Source organism: Reyranella sp. GW821-FHT14A01, from assembly GCF_058803965.1.
On sequence record NZ_JBXAPM010000006.1, the window covers coordinates 338,855 to 353,292 of the forward strand.

Here is a 14,438-nt window from a genome sequence, read left to right on the forward strand (position 1 = left end):
ACTGAAGCCCCATATAGTAGAAGGGTAGTTTTGCGGGGCCGCCCTTCCCGCCTCCCCTTCTTGCAGCCAAATTAACGGCCCTTTGGCCGTTCTATCTGTTTGTCGCACCCAAGGATTTGAGTAAATGGCGACCAAAACCGCGACCGTAGCGCAACCCGAAGCCACCGACGCCCGCGAGGAGGGTCCCGACGCCCCCCTGCTCGACACCCTTGGCGCCGAGCTGAAGAAGCTCGTCCAGAAGGGCAAGGAGCGCGGCTACGTCACCTATGACGAGCTGAACGCGGCCCTTCCGCCCGACGAAGTGTCCTCCGAGCAGATCGAGGACACGATGGCGATGCTGTCCGAGGCCGGCGTCAATGTCGTCGAGGCCGAGGAACAGGAAGATACCGCTTCGGCCAATCCGGCCGAGCCCGCCAAGACCGCCGTGGTTGCGGCCGAGGCGACCGGCGAGGACGAGGAGCTCGGCCGCACGGACGATCCCGTCCGCATGTACCTGCGCGAGATGGGCAGCGTCGAGCTGCTGAGCCGCGAGGGCGAGATCGAGATCGCCAAGCGCATCGAGGCCGGCCAGGACAAGATGATCGGCGGCATCTGCGAGAGCCCGATGACGATCACGGCGCTGCTGCACTGGCGCGACGCGATCAACGAGGGCCGCATCCTGCTGCGCGACGTGATCGACCTCGAAGCGACCCAGGGCGGCGGCGCCCCCGGCGAAGGCAAGGGCGCGAACGCGGCTCCCGCGGCGGCGCCGGCTGCTCCGCCGATGCCGCGTCCGGCCATGATGCCGAAGCTGGTGCGCCCGGCCGCGCCGGCGGTGAACGGCGAAGCGGGCGCCGAGGCTCCGGCGGCGGAAGGCGGTGAGGAGGACGACGAGAACGCGCTCTCGCTGTCGGCGCTCGAGGAGAAGCTCAAGCCCGAGGTGCTGCGCACCCTCACCAAGATCTACAAAGTCTATATCGAGATGTCGAAGGTGCAGAACCGTCGCCTCTCGACGCTCGCGCGTGGCCAGAAGCCCAGCCCCGAGTTCGAGAAGAGCTACGAGAAGCACCGCAAGAAGATCGTCGAGCTGGTGCGGACGGTGCACATCAACGCCGCCCGCATCGAGCAGCTGAAGCTCTCGCTCTACGACCTCAACCGCAAGCTGATGATGCTCGAGGGCAAGCTGCTGCGCACGGCGGAGAGCTTCCGCATCTCGCGGCAGGACTTCCTCGACAACTACTTCACGCACGAGATCGATCCCAACTGGCTCGAGAAGGTCGGCAAGCTGTCGGGCCGCGGCTGGAAGGATTTCGCCAAGAAGCGCGCTCCCGAGATCGAGAAGATCCGGTCCGAGATCAAGGACATCTCCGATCATTGCGGCGCGCCGATCTTCGAGTTCCGCCGTATGTGCAAGACCGTCCAGGACGGCGAGCGCGAGATGATGCGGGCGAAGAAGGAGATGATCGAGGCCAACCTGCGCCTCGTGATCTCGATCGCCAAGAAGTACACGAACCGCGGCCTGCAGTTCCTGGACCTCATCCAGGAGGGCAACATCGGCCTGATGAAGGCGGTCGACAAGTTCGAGTACCGCCGCGGCTACAAGTTCTCGACCTACGCCACTTGGTGGATCCGCCAGGCCATCACCCGCTCGATCGCCGACCAGGCGCGCACCATCCGCATCCCGGTGCACATGATCGAGACCATCAACAAGCTGGTCCGCACCAGCCGCCAGATGCTGCACGAGATCGGCCGCGAGCCGCAGCCCGAGGAGCTGGCCGAGAAGCTCGGCATGCCGCTCGAGAAGGTGCGCAAGGTGCTGAAGATCGCCAAGGAGCCGATCTCGCTCGAGACGCCGATCGGCGACGAGGAGGATAGCCACCTCGGCGACTTCATCGAGGACAAGAACGCCGTGATCCCGCTCGAGGCGGCGATCCAGGGCAACCTGCGCGAAAGCACGACGCGAGTCCTGGCGACGCTCACGCCGCGCGAGGAGCGCGTGCTGCGCATGCGCTTCGGCATTGGCATGAACACCGACCACACGCTGGAGGAAGTCGGCCAGCAGTTCTCGGTCACCCGCGAGCGCATCCGCCAGATCGAGGCCAAGGCGCTGCGCAAGCTGAAGCACCCGAGCCGCTCGCGCATGCTGCGCAGCTTCCTCGACGAGGGTTGAGACTGGGGCTGAGAAAGACCGAGATCGGAGATCGAAGCCGGGGCAAGTCCCCGGCTTTTTTCATGTCATTCGCGGTCGGCGATGCGCACCAGGGACGGCAGCAAGCCGCTCACCGTGAGGTGGAGCTGGCGGACCTCTTCCAGGACGGCCGACAGGTTCTCCTGGACGACCGCACAGTGGCGTGAGGCCTCGTTGCGCGCATCGTCCAGGCCGGGATCGATCGAATAGGAATGGCCGAGGGCACGTCCGCACTCCGAGAGCACGTCCAGCAACGCTGTTGGTGCATCGGCCTTGTGGACGGGATGCATGAAACCACGAGCGGCGTGTTCGATCCGCTCCAACGCCGTGACAAGACCATCGACTTCCATGGGAGTCTCCTCGGTCGACAACGGGGACGCTGTGATCAACGCCGATGCTGTCACCGGGCTGCCTTGCGCACAAGCCCGCTCGATCAGCCGAATCGCAACAGGGGCACGGCCGCCGCGGCCAGCAGGACGGCGGCGATACGCGTGCGCGTGAAGGGCTCCTTGAGCCAGAAGACGGCGATCAGCACCGCGAAGATGGCGCTGGTGTCCCGGAGCGCCGCCGCCGGGGCGATCGGGGCATGGCTCCAGACCCAGAGGATCAGCAGGTACGATCCCATGGCGGCGACGGCGATCGGCAAGGCGAGTGCCCAATGTGCCGTCACCTGCGCCCAAGGCGGTCCGGCGCGGCGCTGCCGCCAGGCCATGGCCAGCGCATTGGTGATCGACACGACGAAACCATAGGCCCAGGGCGATCCCGACAGCCGCACGCCCTGCGCGTCGCACATCACGTAGGCCGCGGTGCCGACGCCCGCGGCCAGGGTCCACGCCATCGCCGCCCTCGTGATCCCCCGCCCCCGCGCGGCATCCCAGGCGAGGACGACCAGCGCGAGCGAGATGACCAGGATGCCGAGAAGCCCCGGCGTCCCCAGACGCTCGCCCGTCATGACGGCCGCCAGCGGCACGACCATCAGCACCGCCAGCGAACGGACGACGGGATAGACGAGGCCGAAGCCGCCAAGCTCGTAAGCACGCAGCAGGGCCTGCACGGTGAGGACGTTCATCAGGGTCGACGCCGCGATCCAGCCGCACGATGCCAGGCTAGGCAGGCCGGACCAGAAGAGCGCCGGGACCACGAGCACGGCGCCCAGGATCATCTGCGCCGTCATCACCTGCGCGGGACTGCGGCTTGCCTTGACGGCGGCGTTCCAGCCCGCATGCAGCACCGCGCTCAGCAGGGCCACGAAGACGTCGGTGAGATCCATCGCTCAGCCCGGCCGGGGCGCCACGATGACCACGCAGTAGCGCGCAGGCTTCGGCGTCGGATTGCGATAGGTGATCGGCCGGTCGAGGACCATCGCCAGGCAATCGCCGGCGTTCAACTCATGGCGGTCGTCGCCCAGGGTGACCTCGATCGTGCCCTGCAGGACCCAGACCTGCTGGTGGGTGACACCGGGCCGGGCCGCCGTCTCGTAGGCCACGCGGGCGCCTGCCGGAAAAGCCACCTCGACGATCTGGATGGGCGATGGAAATCCGTCCGGCGACACGTTGCGGCGCACATATCCCGACGCCGGATCGCGCCACTCGACCTGATTGGCCCGGCGGGACACGGGAAGGGGCAGCGCGGCCGACGCCTCGAACAGCGTCGCCAGGGACACGCCGAGCCCCGTCGCCAGCTTCTCGAGGATGACGGCGGTCGGACTGCTTTCGCCGCGCTCGACCAGGGAAATCATCGAGCGGCTGACCCCGCTTGTTTCCGCCAGCGCCTCCAGCGAGAGGCCGGCCTGTGCTCTCAGCGCGCGGACACGGGTGGCGATCCGCTCGTTGATGTTGGGCCCGACTTGATTGTCTCTCATGATGGAGAAAATATCCATCATATTGGATGACACATCAAGGAAACGAGAGCTGCGCTAAAAGGCAGCGGAGAAATGCGAGCGGCTGGAGTTGAGATGAAGGACATTGTCGACGAACTGCGCATCCAGTGCCGGGAGCACCACGGTCCCGCCGGCGAAAACACCGGCGCCCTTGCCGACGACCTGCGGTGGCGGGCGGCAGCGGAAATCGAATCGCTGAGAGCATCGACGTGGCAGCCGATCGCGACGGCGCCCAAAGATGAAGGCCCGCTCCTGCTGTTCTGCCCGGGCCTTGCGGGCCATGTCGCCGACGAGGTGGTGGTCGGCACCTGGAGGTTCGATCCCAACCGCCGCTCGCTCGGTTTCTGGGTGAGCGACGTTGGCGCCCTCGACACCGGCTTTGCCGAAACCGGACCTTGGATCGAGTATCACGAACTACAGCCCCGGCAGTGGGCGCGCCTGCCGGCCCGGCCCGGCAAGGGCTGACAGGACAAAAAAAGGCGGCCACGAGGGCCGCCTTTTCATTGGATTGCTACAGGTCCTAGGTGCGCGGCGGCAGCGGAACCTTGGCGTCGTTCAGCATCTTCACGAGGACGGGGATGCCCGCCGCGTAGTCGCCGGCGTCGCACTTGGCGATCGCCTGCGGAGCCGGACCGGACGCATCCGTGCGGTCGTAGCTACGCCAGGCGGCGGCCAGCGCACGGCAGTAGGCGGCGTCGTCCATCGGAGCGGCGGCCGTCTGCCCGGCGATGACGATCTCGACGCGGCGGTTCTGCGGCTCGCGGACGTTCGGGCCGGTCTGCACCAGCAGACCCTGCTCGCCACGGCCGACGACGGCGATCGCCGTTGCCGGCACGCCCTGCTGGACCAGCGCGTCCTTGACCGCGTTGGCGCGGCGGAGCGACAGGGCCATGTTGTAGGCCGGGGTACCCGACGTGTCGGTATGGCCGGTCGCGGTGATGCGAGCGGCACCCTTCGTCTTGTAAGCGCCAGCGGCCTGGCCGATGACGTTCGTGGCCTGTGGGTTCAGCTTGGCGCTGTCCCAATCGAAGAAGACCATGAAGCTCTGAGGTGCCGGCGGCGGCGGCGGCGGCGCGGTGGCCGGCGCGGGCTCGTCGCAAGCGCTGATCATGAACGTAGCGGCAAGTAGAACAAACAACTTCCTGAGCATAAGCCCCTCTCCCCTATGGCCATTTAGCCGTCCGCAATATGCAAAACGTCCACTGCGTGGGCAATGCAAAAGAATTGCAGAGCAACTGATGTTTCTTCGGCTCAGGCGGAGGCTGGATGTTCTCGCAACCACAAAGCGAATGCGTCGTTGTCGTGCCGCAAGGCAACCAGAGGAGCATCCCCTTGAAGCAAGTCGCCATTATCGCCGTCGCCGCCTGCGCGTTTGTTGCGGGCTGCGCCTCCTACTCGGAGCGAGTCGTCGAGAAGCCTGTTCCGGCCCGCACGGCCGAGCGGACCGTTGTCTATGACAACACCGCGCCGGTCCCCGCGCAGACCACCACCGTCTACACGACGCGATAAGGAGCGTCCGATGGTGAAGCTCATCCTGATGGCGGTCGCCTGCATCCTGGCGGCCGGTTGCTCGATCCAGAGCGAACGCGTCGTCGAGAAGCCGGTCCCGGCCGATCGGACGGTGGTCTACACGCGCTAACCCGATCTTTCCCTGCGCGGCTACGCGGCCAGCTTGTAGAGTTCGGCCACGTTGTCGCGCAGGATTCGTTTCCTGAGTTCAGGCGTCAGGTGGGCGGTGTGCTCGGCGATCACGTCCTGGCTCCACGGCCACGTCGAATCGCTGTGGGGAAAGTCGTTGGCCCACATGAGTTGCTGAGGGCCCAACCGATCGGCGAACTGGAAGGCCGTCCAGTCGTCCTGGAACGTCAGCGTGATGTGATCGCGGAAATATTCCGAGGGCAGCCGGGCCAGTTCCTTGCCCTTCATCCAGTAGCGATGACGCTTGTAGGCATGGTCCATGCGGTACATGAAATGCGGCGCCCAACCGGCATCGGCTTCGACGCAGACGACCCGAAGCTTCGGGTGCCGTTCAAACACGCCGCTGAAAACCAGCATGCCCATGATGTCCTGGCAGCCGCGGATGATCGACAGGAAGCCGTTGATCTTGGGACCGCGCGGCTTGGACAACGAGTTGTCGCCGGAGGTCGTGAGGATGTGCCACGACAGAGGCAGCTCCAGCGCGACCGCCGCCTCCCAGAACGGGTCGTAGGTCGGATCGTCGTAGTCCTTCTCTCCGGGATTGCCCGGCATCATGACGCCGCGAAAGCCCATCGACTTGATGCGCTCCAAATCGGCAATGCCTTCCCCGACCGTGCGCATCGCCGTCTGGCCCATGCCGACGAGGCGGTCGGGCGCGTGGGCGCAGTAAGTCTGGAGCCAGCGATTGTAGGCGTCGAAACAGGCCTTCTTGAAATCGAAGTCGGGGTGGTTGCAGATCAGCATCCCCACCGTCGGATAGATGATCTCGGCGGCAATACCGTCCCTGTCCTGGTCCTGCAGGCGGGTCGAGGGATCCCAGCCGCTGCGGTGAAGGTCCTCGAACCGGGCGCCCCCGATCCGGATGTCCTTGGGCGCGACGCCGGCGGCCGCGATCAGGCCCATCGGCACGGGCGTCTTCATGCCGTCGACGACATAGATGTCGCCCATGCTGTCGTGACGCACGACATGCGGCGCGCGCTCGCGATATGCAGGATCTATGTGGTCGCGGTAGCAGCCGGGCGGCTCGGTTATGTGGGAATCTGCAGAAATCGGGCGCCAGTCCATCCGTTCCTCCATTTTCGTTGTCGAAGCGTAGGCAGAGGTCACGAAGCCCGGCAAGTCGCGGAACGGCATGCGTTTCGGCCGGCGGCAGCGGTTGAACCGCCCCCGAGCGTGTGGCATACCCCCGCCGCGCGCTGCCGTAGCTCAGTGGTAGAGCACCCCCTTGGTAAGGGGGAGGTCGACAGTTCAATCCTGTCCGGCAGCACCAGCGCGCCCCTCCATTCGTTGCAAGCCCGCTAGCGTTTGATCGATGTCTCTGGCATCGCGCACGTTGTGGACAGCCTTGGTCGCTTGCCCACCATTCCCCACGATAAACCACGAAAAGCCTCGCTATCTGGTGGGCAGATTGGTGGGCAAACGTTCTCTCGGTGTTCGCTAGGTCTTGTATGGCCTGCAGCGCCAGCCGCGGACGAATCGCGCGACCATCATGGCGTCATGCGAATCGATTCATCGTCGCCGACGGCTAACCGCGCTACGAATCCAGGCGACAAATCCCGGCGGCGGCGACAGGGACGCGGCCAACCGGAGATGACGATGCCCGCCTACACGCACCCTCTCCGCACCTTCGGCGATCTCGCCGCCTTCGACCTCGAGGCGGTTGTGAGCTGCCGCTGCGGCCGGCGGGGCACGGTCGACGCCGCCTCCGACTTCTTCCGCGACCGACCGATTGGCCGCAGCACCTTCCGCTGCACCACCATCCTGCCGATGTGGTCTCGCGGCCAGCAATGCACCGGGCGTCACGTGGTGCAGATCCGCAAGCGCGGCCGCGAGGACTGGAACCTGCCCGACCACTGGCGCGCCATGATGCAGCGACATCCGGGCGCGGTTGCGGCGGCGGGCCGCCCGCAGACCTTCCGCGACCTGGTCCATGCCGGTGAGATCGCCTGGCTGTCCGACACCGGCTGCCCGGCCGGCTACGCCATCAAGATGATCGCCTTCGACGAGCCGCCCTGGGACCGCCTGCTCGACAAGCCGATCGGCGCCATCGTCTGCCCGGCCTGCCGCAAGGCGATGACGCTGAGCCACACCTGCGGCGGCCACGGGCTGGGCGGCCGCAACACCGTCAGTCTGGACGAGGAACCGGCGGAGCGGCATCGGCCGCCGGGCCGTGGCACGCACATCGTCATCAGCGAACCGGTCACCCTACCCGCTGGCGACCTTCATCGGTGAGGCAGATGCTGTGCCCGCCCTCGACCAGCAGCCAGCCGCGATCGACGGCGAGCTGCACCGCCTCCTGCGTGTCGCCGACAGCGGAGATCCCGGCCAGCGATCGCCACTCCATCGGCCGGCCTTCGGTCGCGGCATGGAGCGCGCGCATGATGTGCAGCGCGAGGGTCTCAGCTGCGGTAGGCTTGGACTTGGCCATGGCGCGCGGAGCATAGCGCCCCGTCCGAAAACGAAGAAGCGCCCGCCCCGGGGTCACCGGGCGGGGCTGGCTGCAAGGAGTGTCGAGGCGGACTACATGTTCGTCTCCGGGCTGAACAACGGGTCACCTTGCGTGCGCTGGCCGGAGTCCCCATCGTGCCCCCGTGCCGAGCCGCCGGCCGTTGTCCGTAAGGCAGACAGATCTCGCCGGATCGCCCTCGCCCGTCATCCAGCCCTTTTCGATCGCCAGCGCTATGGCCGCGCGAAGATTGACGCTCCGAAAGCGTGGATGGCGCAGTTCCAACTCGTGAACCTGCACCCGCAGCGCCGGATTCTCGCCCGCGATGGCGTAGACGTCATTGCGGAGCCTGCGGGCAAGGCCGAGGGGCGGTTTCTTGCGGGCGGGCATGGGCCGACTCAACGGCTTGCCGGCCGGCCCGTTCCCCTTCACGGTTCACGGGCAATGAACAGGAGGACACATGGCCAAGGAACCCGACTACGATCAGCTGGTGATGATTGTTGGAGGCTTCAGCATCGGCGCCTCTCCAGACGATCCGGGTCACGTGGCGCTCCGCCTCGCGGCCAGCAGCACCGGGCCGGGCTTCAACTTCCGGTTCGATGCGCAGATGTTGGAGAAAGTGGGCACGGCGTTGCTTGATGCCGCTGCGAGGCTGCGCGCCACCGCCAACTGAAACAGCAAAAAGCCCCACGCCGGGGTCACCGGGCGGGGCTGGCTGCAATGAGAAGCTGGCTGCGGATTACATGACCGGCTCCTGGGCCGTGCGGGGCGCTACCATGCGTGAGCACTGATCATACTCCCGCGCGCGCCGCAGGAAAATGGGACCTCGGCTGAGGGGCGCCTAAGATTTCTTGAGGTGAGCCTTCACCTTGTCGGCCATCGGCCCCACCGCCTTAACGGCTGCCTTCAGTTTTTCTGGCGTTGTGCCGAATTTCTTGGCCCAGTCGCGGACCTCATAGGCCTCCCCGGTGTTGATCCGGTCGCGATCTGGCTTTCCCGTCTTCGACTTGTCATCGGCCATTGCTTCCTCCGTGGGGCGGCGTCTATCGCGCCGCTGGAGCGAGCATTGCACAACCGGCCGCGACCCAGAACGAGAAAAAGCCCGCCACCCGGTGAAGGGCAGCGGGCGAGTTTGGGAGGAAACGCCCAAGACGGGCATGTCGGCTCCGGACGTATCCAGACCCCGACGGCGGACGTGTCAGGAGCCCTGAGGCCCCGGCACGAAACAGTGAATCTCTTCGGTCGTCAGGCTGGCGCAGACGTGGCTGCTGAGGTCGGGCGACGCCTGCCGCAGGATCCGGTCGCGCGGCACCGGATGCCAGCCGCTGTCGAGCTTCACCCACCAGACGCCGTCGCCGCCCAGGAACGCTCGCACCGGCCGGCAGTCGCCGGCGCTGCGATCGGGCGTCATCTGGTTGCAGCAGCTCTTGCCGGTCAGGGGCTGCACCCAGCCGGTGTAGGGGTCATGCGCTGCGCCTGGCGCAGCGCCCATAGCGACAGCTCCTGTCATCAGGAGCGGAAGCGCCAGCCGGTGCAGCAACCCCGTCATGCGCATCCTCATCGCCCCTCGTCCCATTTGATCCAGCCCTTGATGATGTTCTCCAGCTTCACGATGTGGCCGCCCAGGCGCAGGCGCTCGCCGGCAAGCTCGACATCGTTCGGCTTCTCCGGCGCCAGGAGCGGCCGCTCAGGGAGCGTCTTGAGGCTGGCCGGCGCCGGGTCGCGGGGCGCGACGAAAGCCGAGCTCGCGCAACCCGTCGTCGGCAGCGCGCATAGCAGGAGTATCGAGGCTCTGGATGACAGGCTTCTCACGATAGATGACCTCGGTTCGGGTGGTGACGACGGCGCCGGTACGCGCGTTCTGCTCGCTGAGCTCGGCATCGATCGAGACCGCCAGCGCGCGGTCCCGCTCCTTCTGCGCCAGCACGGAAGCGGCGCGATCGGCCTCGCCGCGCGCGATCTCGGCGCGGAGATTGACGACGCGGATGGAACGGTCGAGCGACCAGGCGCCCAGAGCGAGGAAGGCGGCGGCCGGCAAGGCGAGCTTCCAGTTGCCGATCGCCCACTTGCCCGCCGCCAGGGCGATGGCCGGGATCACGCCCGGTTCCTCTGCACCGACAGCGCCTTCAGCAGGGCGAAGGTCCTGGGCCCGGCGACGCCGTCGGCCGCGAGACCGTGGCGCTGCTGCAGCTGCATGATCTGCAGCGGCTCCTCGGCAGCGTTGAGCGGCACCAGGCCCAGCACCTGGCGGCACTGCGCCCAGCGGACCAGCCGGTCCTCGAGGCCATTCGTGCCGCCGTTGATGACGCGCGTCATGGTGACGAACCAGCCGCGGTCGGCCAGCAGGTTGAGGTCGATGCGGCCGTTGCCGACCGTCCAGAACCACACGGCGGCGGCGGTGCCGTAGCGCGGCTGGGTGAGCAGCAGCGGATCCGTCTCGGCATCGATGCCCAGCCACTGGCCACAGGCGCGATGGTTGGCGCGGCCGGTGATCTGGATCGGGCCATGGCCCTTGTACTTGGGCCCGTCGCCGGGCTGGACGTTGCCGAGGTCGGCGCGGCCTTCGTAGGCGTGGCCATCGGCCAGCTCCTGCATCCAGCGGTATTCGCCGGATTCGTGCGCCAGCTGCGCCACGAAGGCGGCGATGCGCTCCGGCGTGTCGATGCCGCCTTTCGCCATCGCCGGCGCAATGAACGGCAGGTGCAGATCGAGTCGCGAGCCAGCAGCCGGCATCATCTGCCGGAGCAGTGGTTCCGTTACTTGCATGGAGTCCTCCTGAAGTGTGTTGCGACGTCCGGACGTCGCTCTCGCAGATCGGCGCGCCGATCTCCTGTCGCTCACACGCCGGATTTCATCCGGCGTACCCGCCACGCCAGATAGGCGACGACGAGCAGGATGACGACGAGCTCGCCGGCGCTCATTTGGCCCGCCACGGCATGAAGGAGAGCAGCGCGTCGGCGATCTTCTTGATCGCATCGGCGGTCTTGTTGGTCGTTCCCCAGGGGTCGCCACGGAACTCGCGCACCACGGTCACGACGAGGGCGATCATGTCGGTGCCCAGCACCGCCGCCAGGATGGTGAGGACGCCACAGGTGTAGGGATGCCATCCCCACTCCTTCGACGCCGCCATGCCGGCCAGCGGGCTGATGGCGACCGACAGCGCGAAGGCGGCGAAGCGCTGCCGCGGCGTCAGCAGGTCCTTGCGGAAGGCATCGCCGAAGAAGGCCCCCAGCATCGAGGGCGGCACCAGCCAAAGGACCAGCGTGTCGACCCTTTCGAGTATCCAGTCGGCGATCGCGATCATTCAACGCCCTCCCGTTCTTGTTCTCTTGGTCCGTCTCGCCCCGACGAAGGCGTCGAGTCCTACCACCCGCGATCGGCGACGAACTTGTATTTCCAGCTCGCCAGCGTGAAGGCGCTGGCGGAGGGCGAATTGTAGGTTTGGCCCAGGAAGCCGGCGTTCATCATTTCAACCACAAGATTGGTTGTGCCGACCGTGTTCTGCGAGCCATTGGTGCCGAATACGCTGGACCCGCGAATCTGGCGGCCGACCGGCCAGACCTTGTCGATCGTCGTGCATTCCATGACGTAATCGGCATCGCGCGGCTGGCAGCCGATGCTGTGCGAGGCGGTGACGAGCACGCCCGAACTGGGGAGCGTCGCGGTCCACGCCGATTCGAACCGCCCGTTGAAGGCATAGGTGACGGTCGAGATCACGGTGCTGCCATCGGTCGCGGCTTCGCCGATGAACACCGCATTCGTCTGCGGCGCCGAGGCGCCGTTGCCGAGATAGCCCTTCATCTCGGCGATGTTGAAGGTGAACTGGCCGGCGGTGACGGCGGGCGTCCCGCCCCACTGATAGATCGGAGGCAACAGGGTCTTGCCCGGCGTCAGCGTGCCGTCGGCGTTGACGACGACGTAGATGAAGTTCGGGGTCGCGGCGGCGCGGCTGGCCGTCAGGCCGGACCAGGTGAAGTTGCTGGCGGTGTAGCCCACCAGGTCGTTGGGCCGGCCGTTCGCAGCTAGCCAGCCGTTGGCGGCGGCAACGGCCAGCGTGACACCGCCGAGATCGGTGGTGAGATTGAGCGACACGCTCGAGGCCGGCAGGATGTTGGGCAGACCGGAGGAATCGACCCGGCCGGCCGCCACGGTCTGGCGCCGACCGGCCCAGTTCGGCGCCTGCGCCGGCACATAGGAACTGGCCCAGGTCTCGCGCGCCGCATCCCAGCGCATCGACACCGGCACCTTGCCCGGCACGGTGAGCGTGACGCCATCGGCGCCGCCGTCGATCCCGTCGCCGGCATCAGGCGTGAAGATGAGACCGTTGGCGATGTCGAGGCCGACGTGGGACGTCGTGAATCCGTCCTTCACCGTGCTGCCGGCCGGCAGGGTCACGGTGCGCGCGGCCGCCGTCGTGTTGTAGGAGAAGCACACGCCGATATCGGATGCGGCGACCGTCTTGTTGGCCGCGCCGACCGCGACGGACGGGCGCCGGCTATCCGGGAAGTAGGCATCCTTGACGGCGTCGTAGTAGCCGATGCGCGTGTCCGCGGCGGGCCCGGTGACCAGCGTGTCGAACCAGCCCACCGCCAGACCGAGCGTGTCGTCCCACCAGCGCGCGCCGGCGCGCAGCAGCGCGTGACGCGAGCCCGCCAGCCAGCCCGTGACGACACCTTCGTGGACCTCGGCCGAAGGCTGCACATAGATGGTCAGCGGCAGGTCGTCGACCGTCCACGGGACCGGGGCATTGCTGTTCGTCGACTTCCAGACCCCGCGCGCCAGGGTGGCGGGCGAGCCCGGCGTGAAGGCGCCGCCGAGATTCATCTCCCACTTGGTGTTGTTGTTGTTGCGCACCACATAGGCCGGCTTATCGCCCGAGCCAAAGCTCGCGGCGAACGGCAGATAGTCTCCTGCCGCTCCGTCGAGCATGTAAGAGCCGGTCCCCGTCGTGTTGCTGGTCTCGACGGTTTCCTCAGCGAAGGTACGCGCCATTTCGGCCTCTCTGTCAGATCGGTTCGGTGAGGGTGAGCGAGGTCCGCCAGGTCTGGTTGGCGCCGTCCCACCAGGGCTGCGCCTCGAACTGCGCCTGGTCGGCGAACAGCGCCTGAAGCGTGTAGAGGTGGGCGTCCTTCCGCAGGGCACCGGGATCGAGCGCGAAGACGAAGTCGCGCGCCAGACCGCAATAGCGCTGCAGCTCGAACAACAACCCGGCCAGCTCGTCGTGATTGACCGCCGAGAGCGGCAGGGTCAGGCGGCGCGAGGCCGGGCCGCGCGGATCGGTATAGGTGCGGGCGAACGGCGTTCGGCTCTGCACGTCCGGCGACTGCAGGCCGATCGCCGGATTGACGTCGACGTTGAAGCGCGGCTGATAAGCCTGGCCCAGCAGCAAGCGGCCGAGGTCGTAATACGTCAGCAGCGCGCCGGGGTCGGCGAACTCGATCCGCCAGTATTTATAGGCGGCCGTGTTGCTCCACCGCAGCAGGCCGGTGAAGACCGGCCAGTCGGGAACGACGGGCTTCTCCCCGCCCGGCCATGGGCTCTGCCAGCCGGTATCGAGCGCCGGCGCCACCAGCAGGGCGTCGGCGGTCTCGGCGGCATAGATCCGGACGACGGTCGAAGGGCCGAAGTTCGGCGCGATGAAGGTGGCCGTGTCGCAGGACTCGGCCTGCTCCATCGTGATGTTGAGGTACTGGCCGGTCTTGCCGGTCGTCCGCCACTTCTTCGCCGGCTGGATGTCGGCCAGGAATGAAGCGCGGAGGCCGCTGACTTCGGTGCTCGCGACCACCGTGGCCCGGTCGATCGTGCGCGACGACAGGAAGAGGCAGTTCTGCGGCGCCGCGACGGGTGCCAGGTACGGGTCCCCCGCCCCGATCGGCTGCACGCTGTACGGGGCGGGGCTCGTCGGCATGCGGCGTCAGGCCCAGACGACCGGCGGATCGTCGAGCTCGCGGCGCACGCCGGCCAGCTCGATCGCGGCCATGGCCGCTTCGTAACCGGCCCAGTCCATGTTGAGGCGCAGCATCGACCAGTAGCCCGGTTCCGGGACCCCGGGCGTCACCTCGACACCGTCGCCGTCGACGACCGGCGGTGTCGCCCAGGGCGGCTGCATCGGCGCATGCATGGCGTAGTTCTGGTTCCCGGTCGGGATACGACCGGAGGGTGGGAACTCGACACCCAGGGCCGCGGCGGCGGCGCGGGCCGTTTCCTCGTCGGGATGCTGGCAGTAGATCGCGGGTGACCACATGGTG

20 protein-coding genes and 1 tRNA gene are annotated in these 14,438 nt (G+C 67.1%); 6 read left to right on the forward strand and 15 right to left on the reverse strand.

The features are described 5' to 3' along the window. The first annotated feature begins 124 nt into the window (after positions 1–124). Positions 125–2,149 carry an RNA polymerase sigma factor RpoD gene (gene rpoD, locus AC1ROX_RS12895; protein ID WP_493126069.1) on the forward strand — a complete coding sequence of 675 codons (2,025 nt, stop codon included), beginning with the start codon at positions 125–127 and terminating at the stop codon, positions 2,147–2,149. Between the two features lie 65 nt (positions 2,150–2,214). Here rpoD and AC1ROX_RS12900 read toward each other — a convergent pair whose 3' ends face one another. From AC1ROX_RS12900 to AC1ROX_RS12910, 3 genes are all read right to left on the reverse strand, one after another. Next, complete coding sequence (locus AC1ROX_RS12900; protein ID WP_493126073.1) at positions 2,215–2,517, reverse strand: hypothetical protein; 303 nt, start codon at positions 2,515–2,517, stop codon at positions 2,215–2,217. Between the two features lie 83 nt (positions 2,518–2,600). Further along, the gene (locus tag AC1ROX_RS12905; protein ID WP_493126075.1) at positions 2,601–3,437 is read right to left on the reverse strand and encodes an EamA family transporter; all 837 of its coding nucleotides are present in this window, start codon (positions 3,435–3,437) and stop codon (positions 2,601–2,603) included. Between the two features lie 3 nt (positions 3,438–3,440). Then, the gene (locus AC1ROX_RS12910) at positions 3,441–4,028 is read right to left on the reverse strand and encodes a helix-turn-helix domain-containing protein (protein ID WP_493126077.1); all 588 of its coding nucleotides are present in this window, start codon (positions 4,026–4,028) and stop codon (positions 3,441–3,443) included. Between the two features lie 93 nt (positions 4,029–4,121). Here AC1ROX_RS12910 and AC1ROX_RS12915 point away from each other — a divergent pair, with 93 nt between their 5' ends. Next, on the forward strand, positions 4,122–4,511 hold the full coding sequence (locus AC1ROX_RS12915) for a hypothetical protein (RefSeq protein WP_493126079.1): 390 nt from the start codon (positions 4,122–4,124) through the stop codon (positions 4,509–4,511). Positions 4,512–4,566: 55 nt separating this feature from the next. On the opposite strand, the gene AC1ROX_RS12920 is transcribed toward AC1ROX_RS12915, so the two are convergent. After that, positions 4,567–5,157, reverse strand: a complete 591-nt coding sequence (locus tag AC1ROX_RS12920; protein WP_493126081.1) for an OmpA family protein — start codon at positions 5,155–5,157, stop codon at positions 4,567–4,569. Between the two features lie 221 nt (positions 5,158–5,378). On the opposite strand from AC1ROX_RS12920, the gene AC1ROX_RS12925 reads away from it, so the two are divergent. Next, positions 5,379–5,555 (forward strand): hypothetical protein, encoded by a 177-nt coding sequence (locus AC1ROX_RS12925; protein ID WP_493126083.1) that lies wholly within the window; start codon positions 5,379–5,381, stop codon positions 5,553–5,555. Between the two features lie 150 nt (positions 5,556–5,705). On the opposite strand, the gene AC1ROX_RS12930 is transcribed toward AC1ROX_RS12925, so the two are convergent. Then, positions 5,706–6,809: an amidohydrolase family protein gene (locus AC1ROX_RS12930; RefSeq protein WP_493126085.1), complete on the reverse strand. Its 1,104-nt coding sequence runs from the start codon at positions 6,807–6,809 to the stop codon at positions 5,706–5,708. A 130-nt stretch (positions 6,810–6,939) separates the two neighbouring features. Here AC1ROX_RS12930 and AC1ROX_RS12935 point away from each other — a divergent pair. Both AC1ROX_RS12935 and AC1ROX_RS12940 read left to right on the forward strand, forming a co-directional pair. Further along, a tRNA-Thr gene (locus AC1ROX_RS12935) sits at positions 6,940–7,014 on the forward strand. A gap of 326 nt (positions 7,015–7,340) precedes the next feature. Continuing rightward, the gene (locus tag AC1ROX_RS12940; RefSeq protein ID WP_493126087.1) at positions 7,341–7,976 is read left to right on the forward strand and encodes a hypothetical protein; all 636 of its coding nucleotides are present in this window, start codon (positions 7,341–7,343) and stop codon (positions 7,974–7,976) included. Here AC1ROX_RS12940 and AC1ROX_RS12945 read toward each other — a convergent pair. Beyond that, complete coding sequence (locus AC1ROX_RS12945; protein WP_493126089.1) at positions 7,945–8,172, reverse strand: hypothetical protein; 228 nt, start codon at positions 8,170–8,172, stop codon at positions 7,945–7,947. The genes AC1ROX_RS12940 and AC1ROX_RS12945 overlap by 32 nt on opposite strands. A 123-nt stretch (positions 8,173–8,295) precedes the next feature. Beyond that, the gene (locus AC1ROX_RS12950) at positions 8,296–8,580 is read right to left on the reverse strand and encodes a hypothetical protein (protein ID WP_493126091.1); all 285 of its coding nucleotides are present in this window, start codon (positions 8,578–8,580) and stop codon (positions 8,296–8,298) included. 70 nt (positions 8,581–8,650) lie between these two features. On the opposite strand from AC1ROX_RS12950, the gene AC1ROX_RS12955 reads away from it, so the two are divergent. Continuing rightward, entirely contained in the window at positions 8,651–8,863 is a 213-nt protein-coding gene (locus AC1ROX_RS12955; protein WP_493126093.1) for a hypothetical protein, read from the forward strand. A gap of 168 nt (positions 8,864–9,031) precedes the next feature. On the opposite strand, the gene AC1ROX_RS12960 is transcribed toward AC1ROX_RS12955, so the two are convergent. The 8 genes from AC1ROX_RS12960 to AC1ROX_RS12995 form a co-directional block, all read right to left on the reverse strand. Next, positions 9,032–9,211 (reverse strand): DUF3606 domain-containing protein, encoded by a 180-nt coding sequence (locus AC1ROX_RS12960; protein ID WP_493126095.1) that lies wholly within the window; start codon positions 9,209–9,211, stop codon positions 9,032–9,034. A 177-nt stretch (positions 9,212–9,388) separates the two neighbouring features. Further along, positions 9,389–9,739: a hypothetical protein gene (locus AC1ROX_RS12965; protein ID WP_493126097.1), complete on the reverse strand. Its 351-nt coding sequence runs from the start codon at positions 9,737–9,739 to the stop codon at positions 9,389–9,391. 138 nt (positions 9,740–9,877) lie between these two features. Continuing rightward, on the reverse strand, positions 9,878–10,288 hold the full coding sequence (locus AC1ROX_RS12970) for a hypothetical protein (protein WP_493126099.1): 411 nt from the start codon (positions 10,286–10,288) through the stop codon (positions 9,878–9,880). Next, positions 10,285–10,956 (reverse strand): glycoside hydrolase family 19 protein, encoded by a 672-nt coding sequence (locus AC1ROX_RS12975; protein ID WP_493126101.1) that lies wholly within the window; start codon positions 10,954–10,956, stop codon positions 10,285–10,287. Before AC1ROX_RS12975 ends, AC1ROX_RS12970 begins: the two co-directional genes overlap by 4 nt. A 151-nt stretch (positions 10,957–11,107) precedes the next feature. Next, a complete protein-coding gene (locus tag AC1ROX_RS12980; protein WP_493126103.1) occupies positions 11,108–11,494 on the reverse strand; it encodes a hypothetical protein in 387 nt (128 codons plus the stop codon). Positions 11,495–11,553: 59 nt separating this feature from the next. Continuing rightward, positions 11,554–13,182 carry a hypothetical protein gene (locus AC1ROX_RS12985; protein WP_493126105.1) on the reverse strand — a complete coding sequence of 543 codons (1,629 nt, stop codon included), beginning with the start codon at positions 13,180–13,182 and terminating at the stop codon, positions 11,554–11,556. Positions 13,183–13,195: 13 nt separating this feature from the next. Beyond that, complete coding sequence (locus tag AC1ROX_RS12990; RefSeq protein ID WP_493126107.1) at positions 13,196–14,098, reverse strand: hypothetical protein; 903 nt, start codon at positions 14,096–14,098, stop codon at positions 13,196–13,198. 6 nt (positions 14,099–14,104) lie between these two features. Then, the gene (locus tag AC1ROX_RS12995; RefSeq protein ID WP_493126109.1) at positions 14,105–14,434 is read right to left on the reverse strand and encodes a hypothetical protein; all 330 of its coding nucleotides are present in this window, start codon (positions 14,432–14,434) and stop codon (positions 14,105–14,107) included. Between the last annotated feature and the right edge of the window lie 4 nt (positions 14,435–14,438).

Coding starts and splice junctions, on each gene's coding strand:
- AC1ROX_RS12990 (WP_493126107.1), bottom strand. CDS start 14,098: ATGCCGACGAGCCCCGCCCCGTACAGCGTGCAGCCGATCGGGGCGGGG.
- AC1ROX_RS12940 (WP_493126087.1), top strand. CDS start 7,341: ATGCCCGCCTACACGCACCCTCTCCGCACCTTCGGCGATCTCGCCGCC.
- AC1ROX_RS12955 (WP_493126093.1), top strand. CDS start 8,651: ATGGCCAAGGAACCCGACTACGATCAGCTGGTGATGATTGTTGGAGGC.
- AC1ROX_RS12945 (WP_493126089.1), bottom strand. CDS start 8,172: ATGGCCAAGTCCAAGCCTACCGCAGCTGAGACCCTCGCGCTGCACATC.
- AC1ROX_RS12965 (WP_493126097.1), bottom strand. CDS start 9,739: ATGACGGGGTTGCTGCACCGGCTGGCGCTTCCGCTCCTGATGACAGGA.
- AC1ROX_RS12915 (WP_493126079.1), top strand. CDS start 4,122: ATGAAGGACATTGTCGACGAACTGCGCATCCAGTGCCGGGAGCACCAC.
- AC1ROX_RS12900 (WP_493126073.1), bottom strand. CDS start 2,517: ATGGAAGTCGATGGTCTTGTCACGGCGTTGGAGCGGATCGAACACGCC.
- AC1ROX_RS12920 (WP_493126081.1), bottom strand. CDS start 5,157: ATGATCAGCGCTTGCGACGAGCCCGCGCCGGCCACCGCGCCGCCGCCG.
- AC1ROX_RS12985 (WP_493126105.1), bottom strand. CDS start 13,182: ATGGCGCGTACCTTCGCTGAGGAAACCGTCGAGACCAGCAACACGACG.
- AC1ROX_RS12950 (WP_493126091.1), bottom strand. CDS start 8,580: ATGCCCGCCCGCAAGAAACCGCCCCTCGGCCTTGCCCGCAGGCTCCGC.
- AC1ROX_RS12995 (WP_493126109.1), bottom strand. CDS start 14,434: ATGTGGTCACCCGCGATCTACTGCCAGCATCCCGACGAGGAAACGGCC.
- AC1ROX_RS12930 (WP_493126085.1), bottom strand. CDS start 6,809: ATGGACTGGCGCCCGATTTCTGCAGATTCCCACATAACCGAGCCGCCC.
- AC1ROX_RS12980 (WP_493126103.1), bottom strand. CDS start 11,494: ATGATCGCGATCGCCGACTGGATACTCGAAAGGGTCGACACGCTGGTC.
- AC1ROX_RS12910 (WP_493126077.1), bottom strand. CDS start 4,028: ATGAGAGACAATCAAGTCGGGCCCAACATCAACGAGCGGATCGCCACC.
- AC1ROX_RS12905 (WP_493126075.1), bottom strand. CDS start 3,437: ATGGATCTCACCGACGTCTTCGTGGCCCTGCTGAGCGCGGTGCTGCAT.
- AC1ROX_RS12960 (WP_493126095.1), bottom strand. CDS start 9,211: ATGGCCGATGACAAGTCGAAGACGGGAAAGCCAGATCGCGACCGGATC.
- rpoD (WP_493126069.1), top strand. CDS start 125: ATGGCGACCAAAACCGCGACCGTAGCGCAACCCGAAGCCACCGACGCC.
- AC1ROX_RS12975 (WP_493126101.1), bottom strand. CDS start 10,956: ATGCAAGTAACGGAACCACTGCTCCGGCAGATGATGCCGGCTGCTGGC.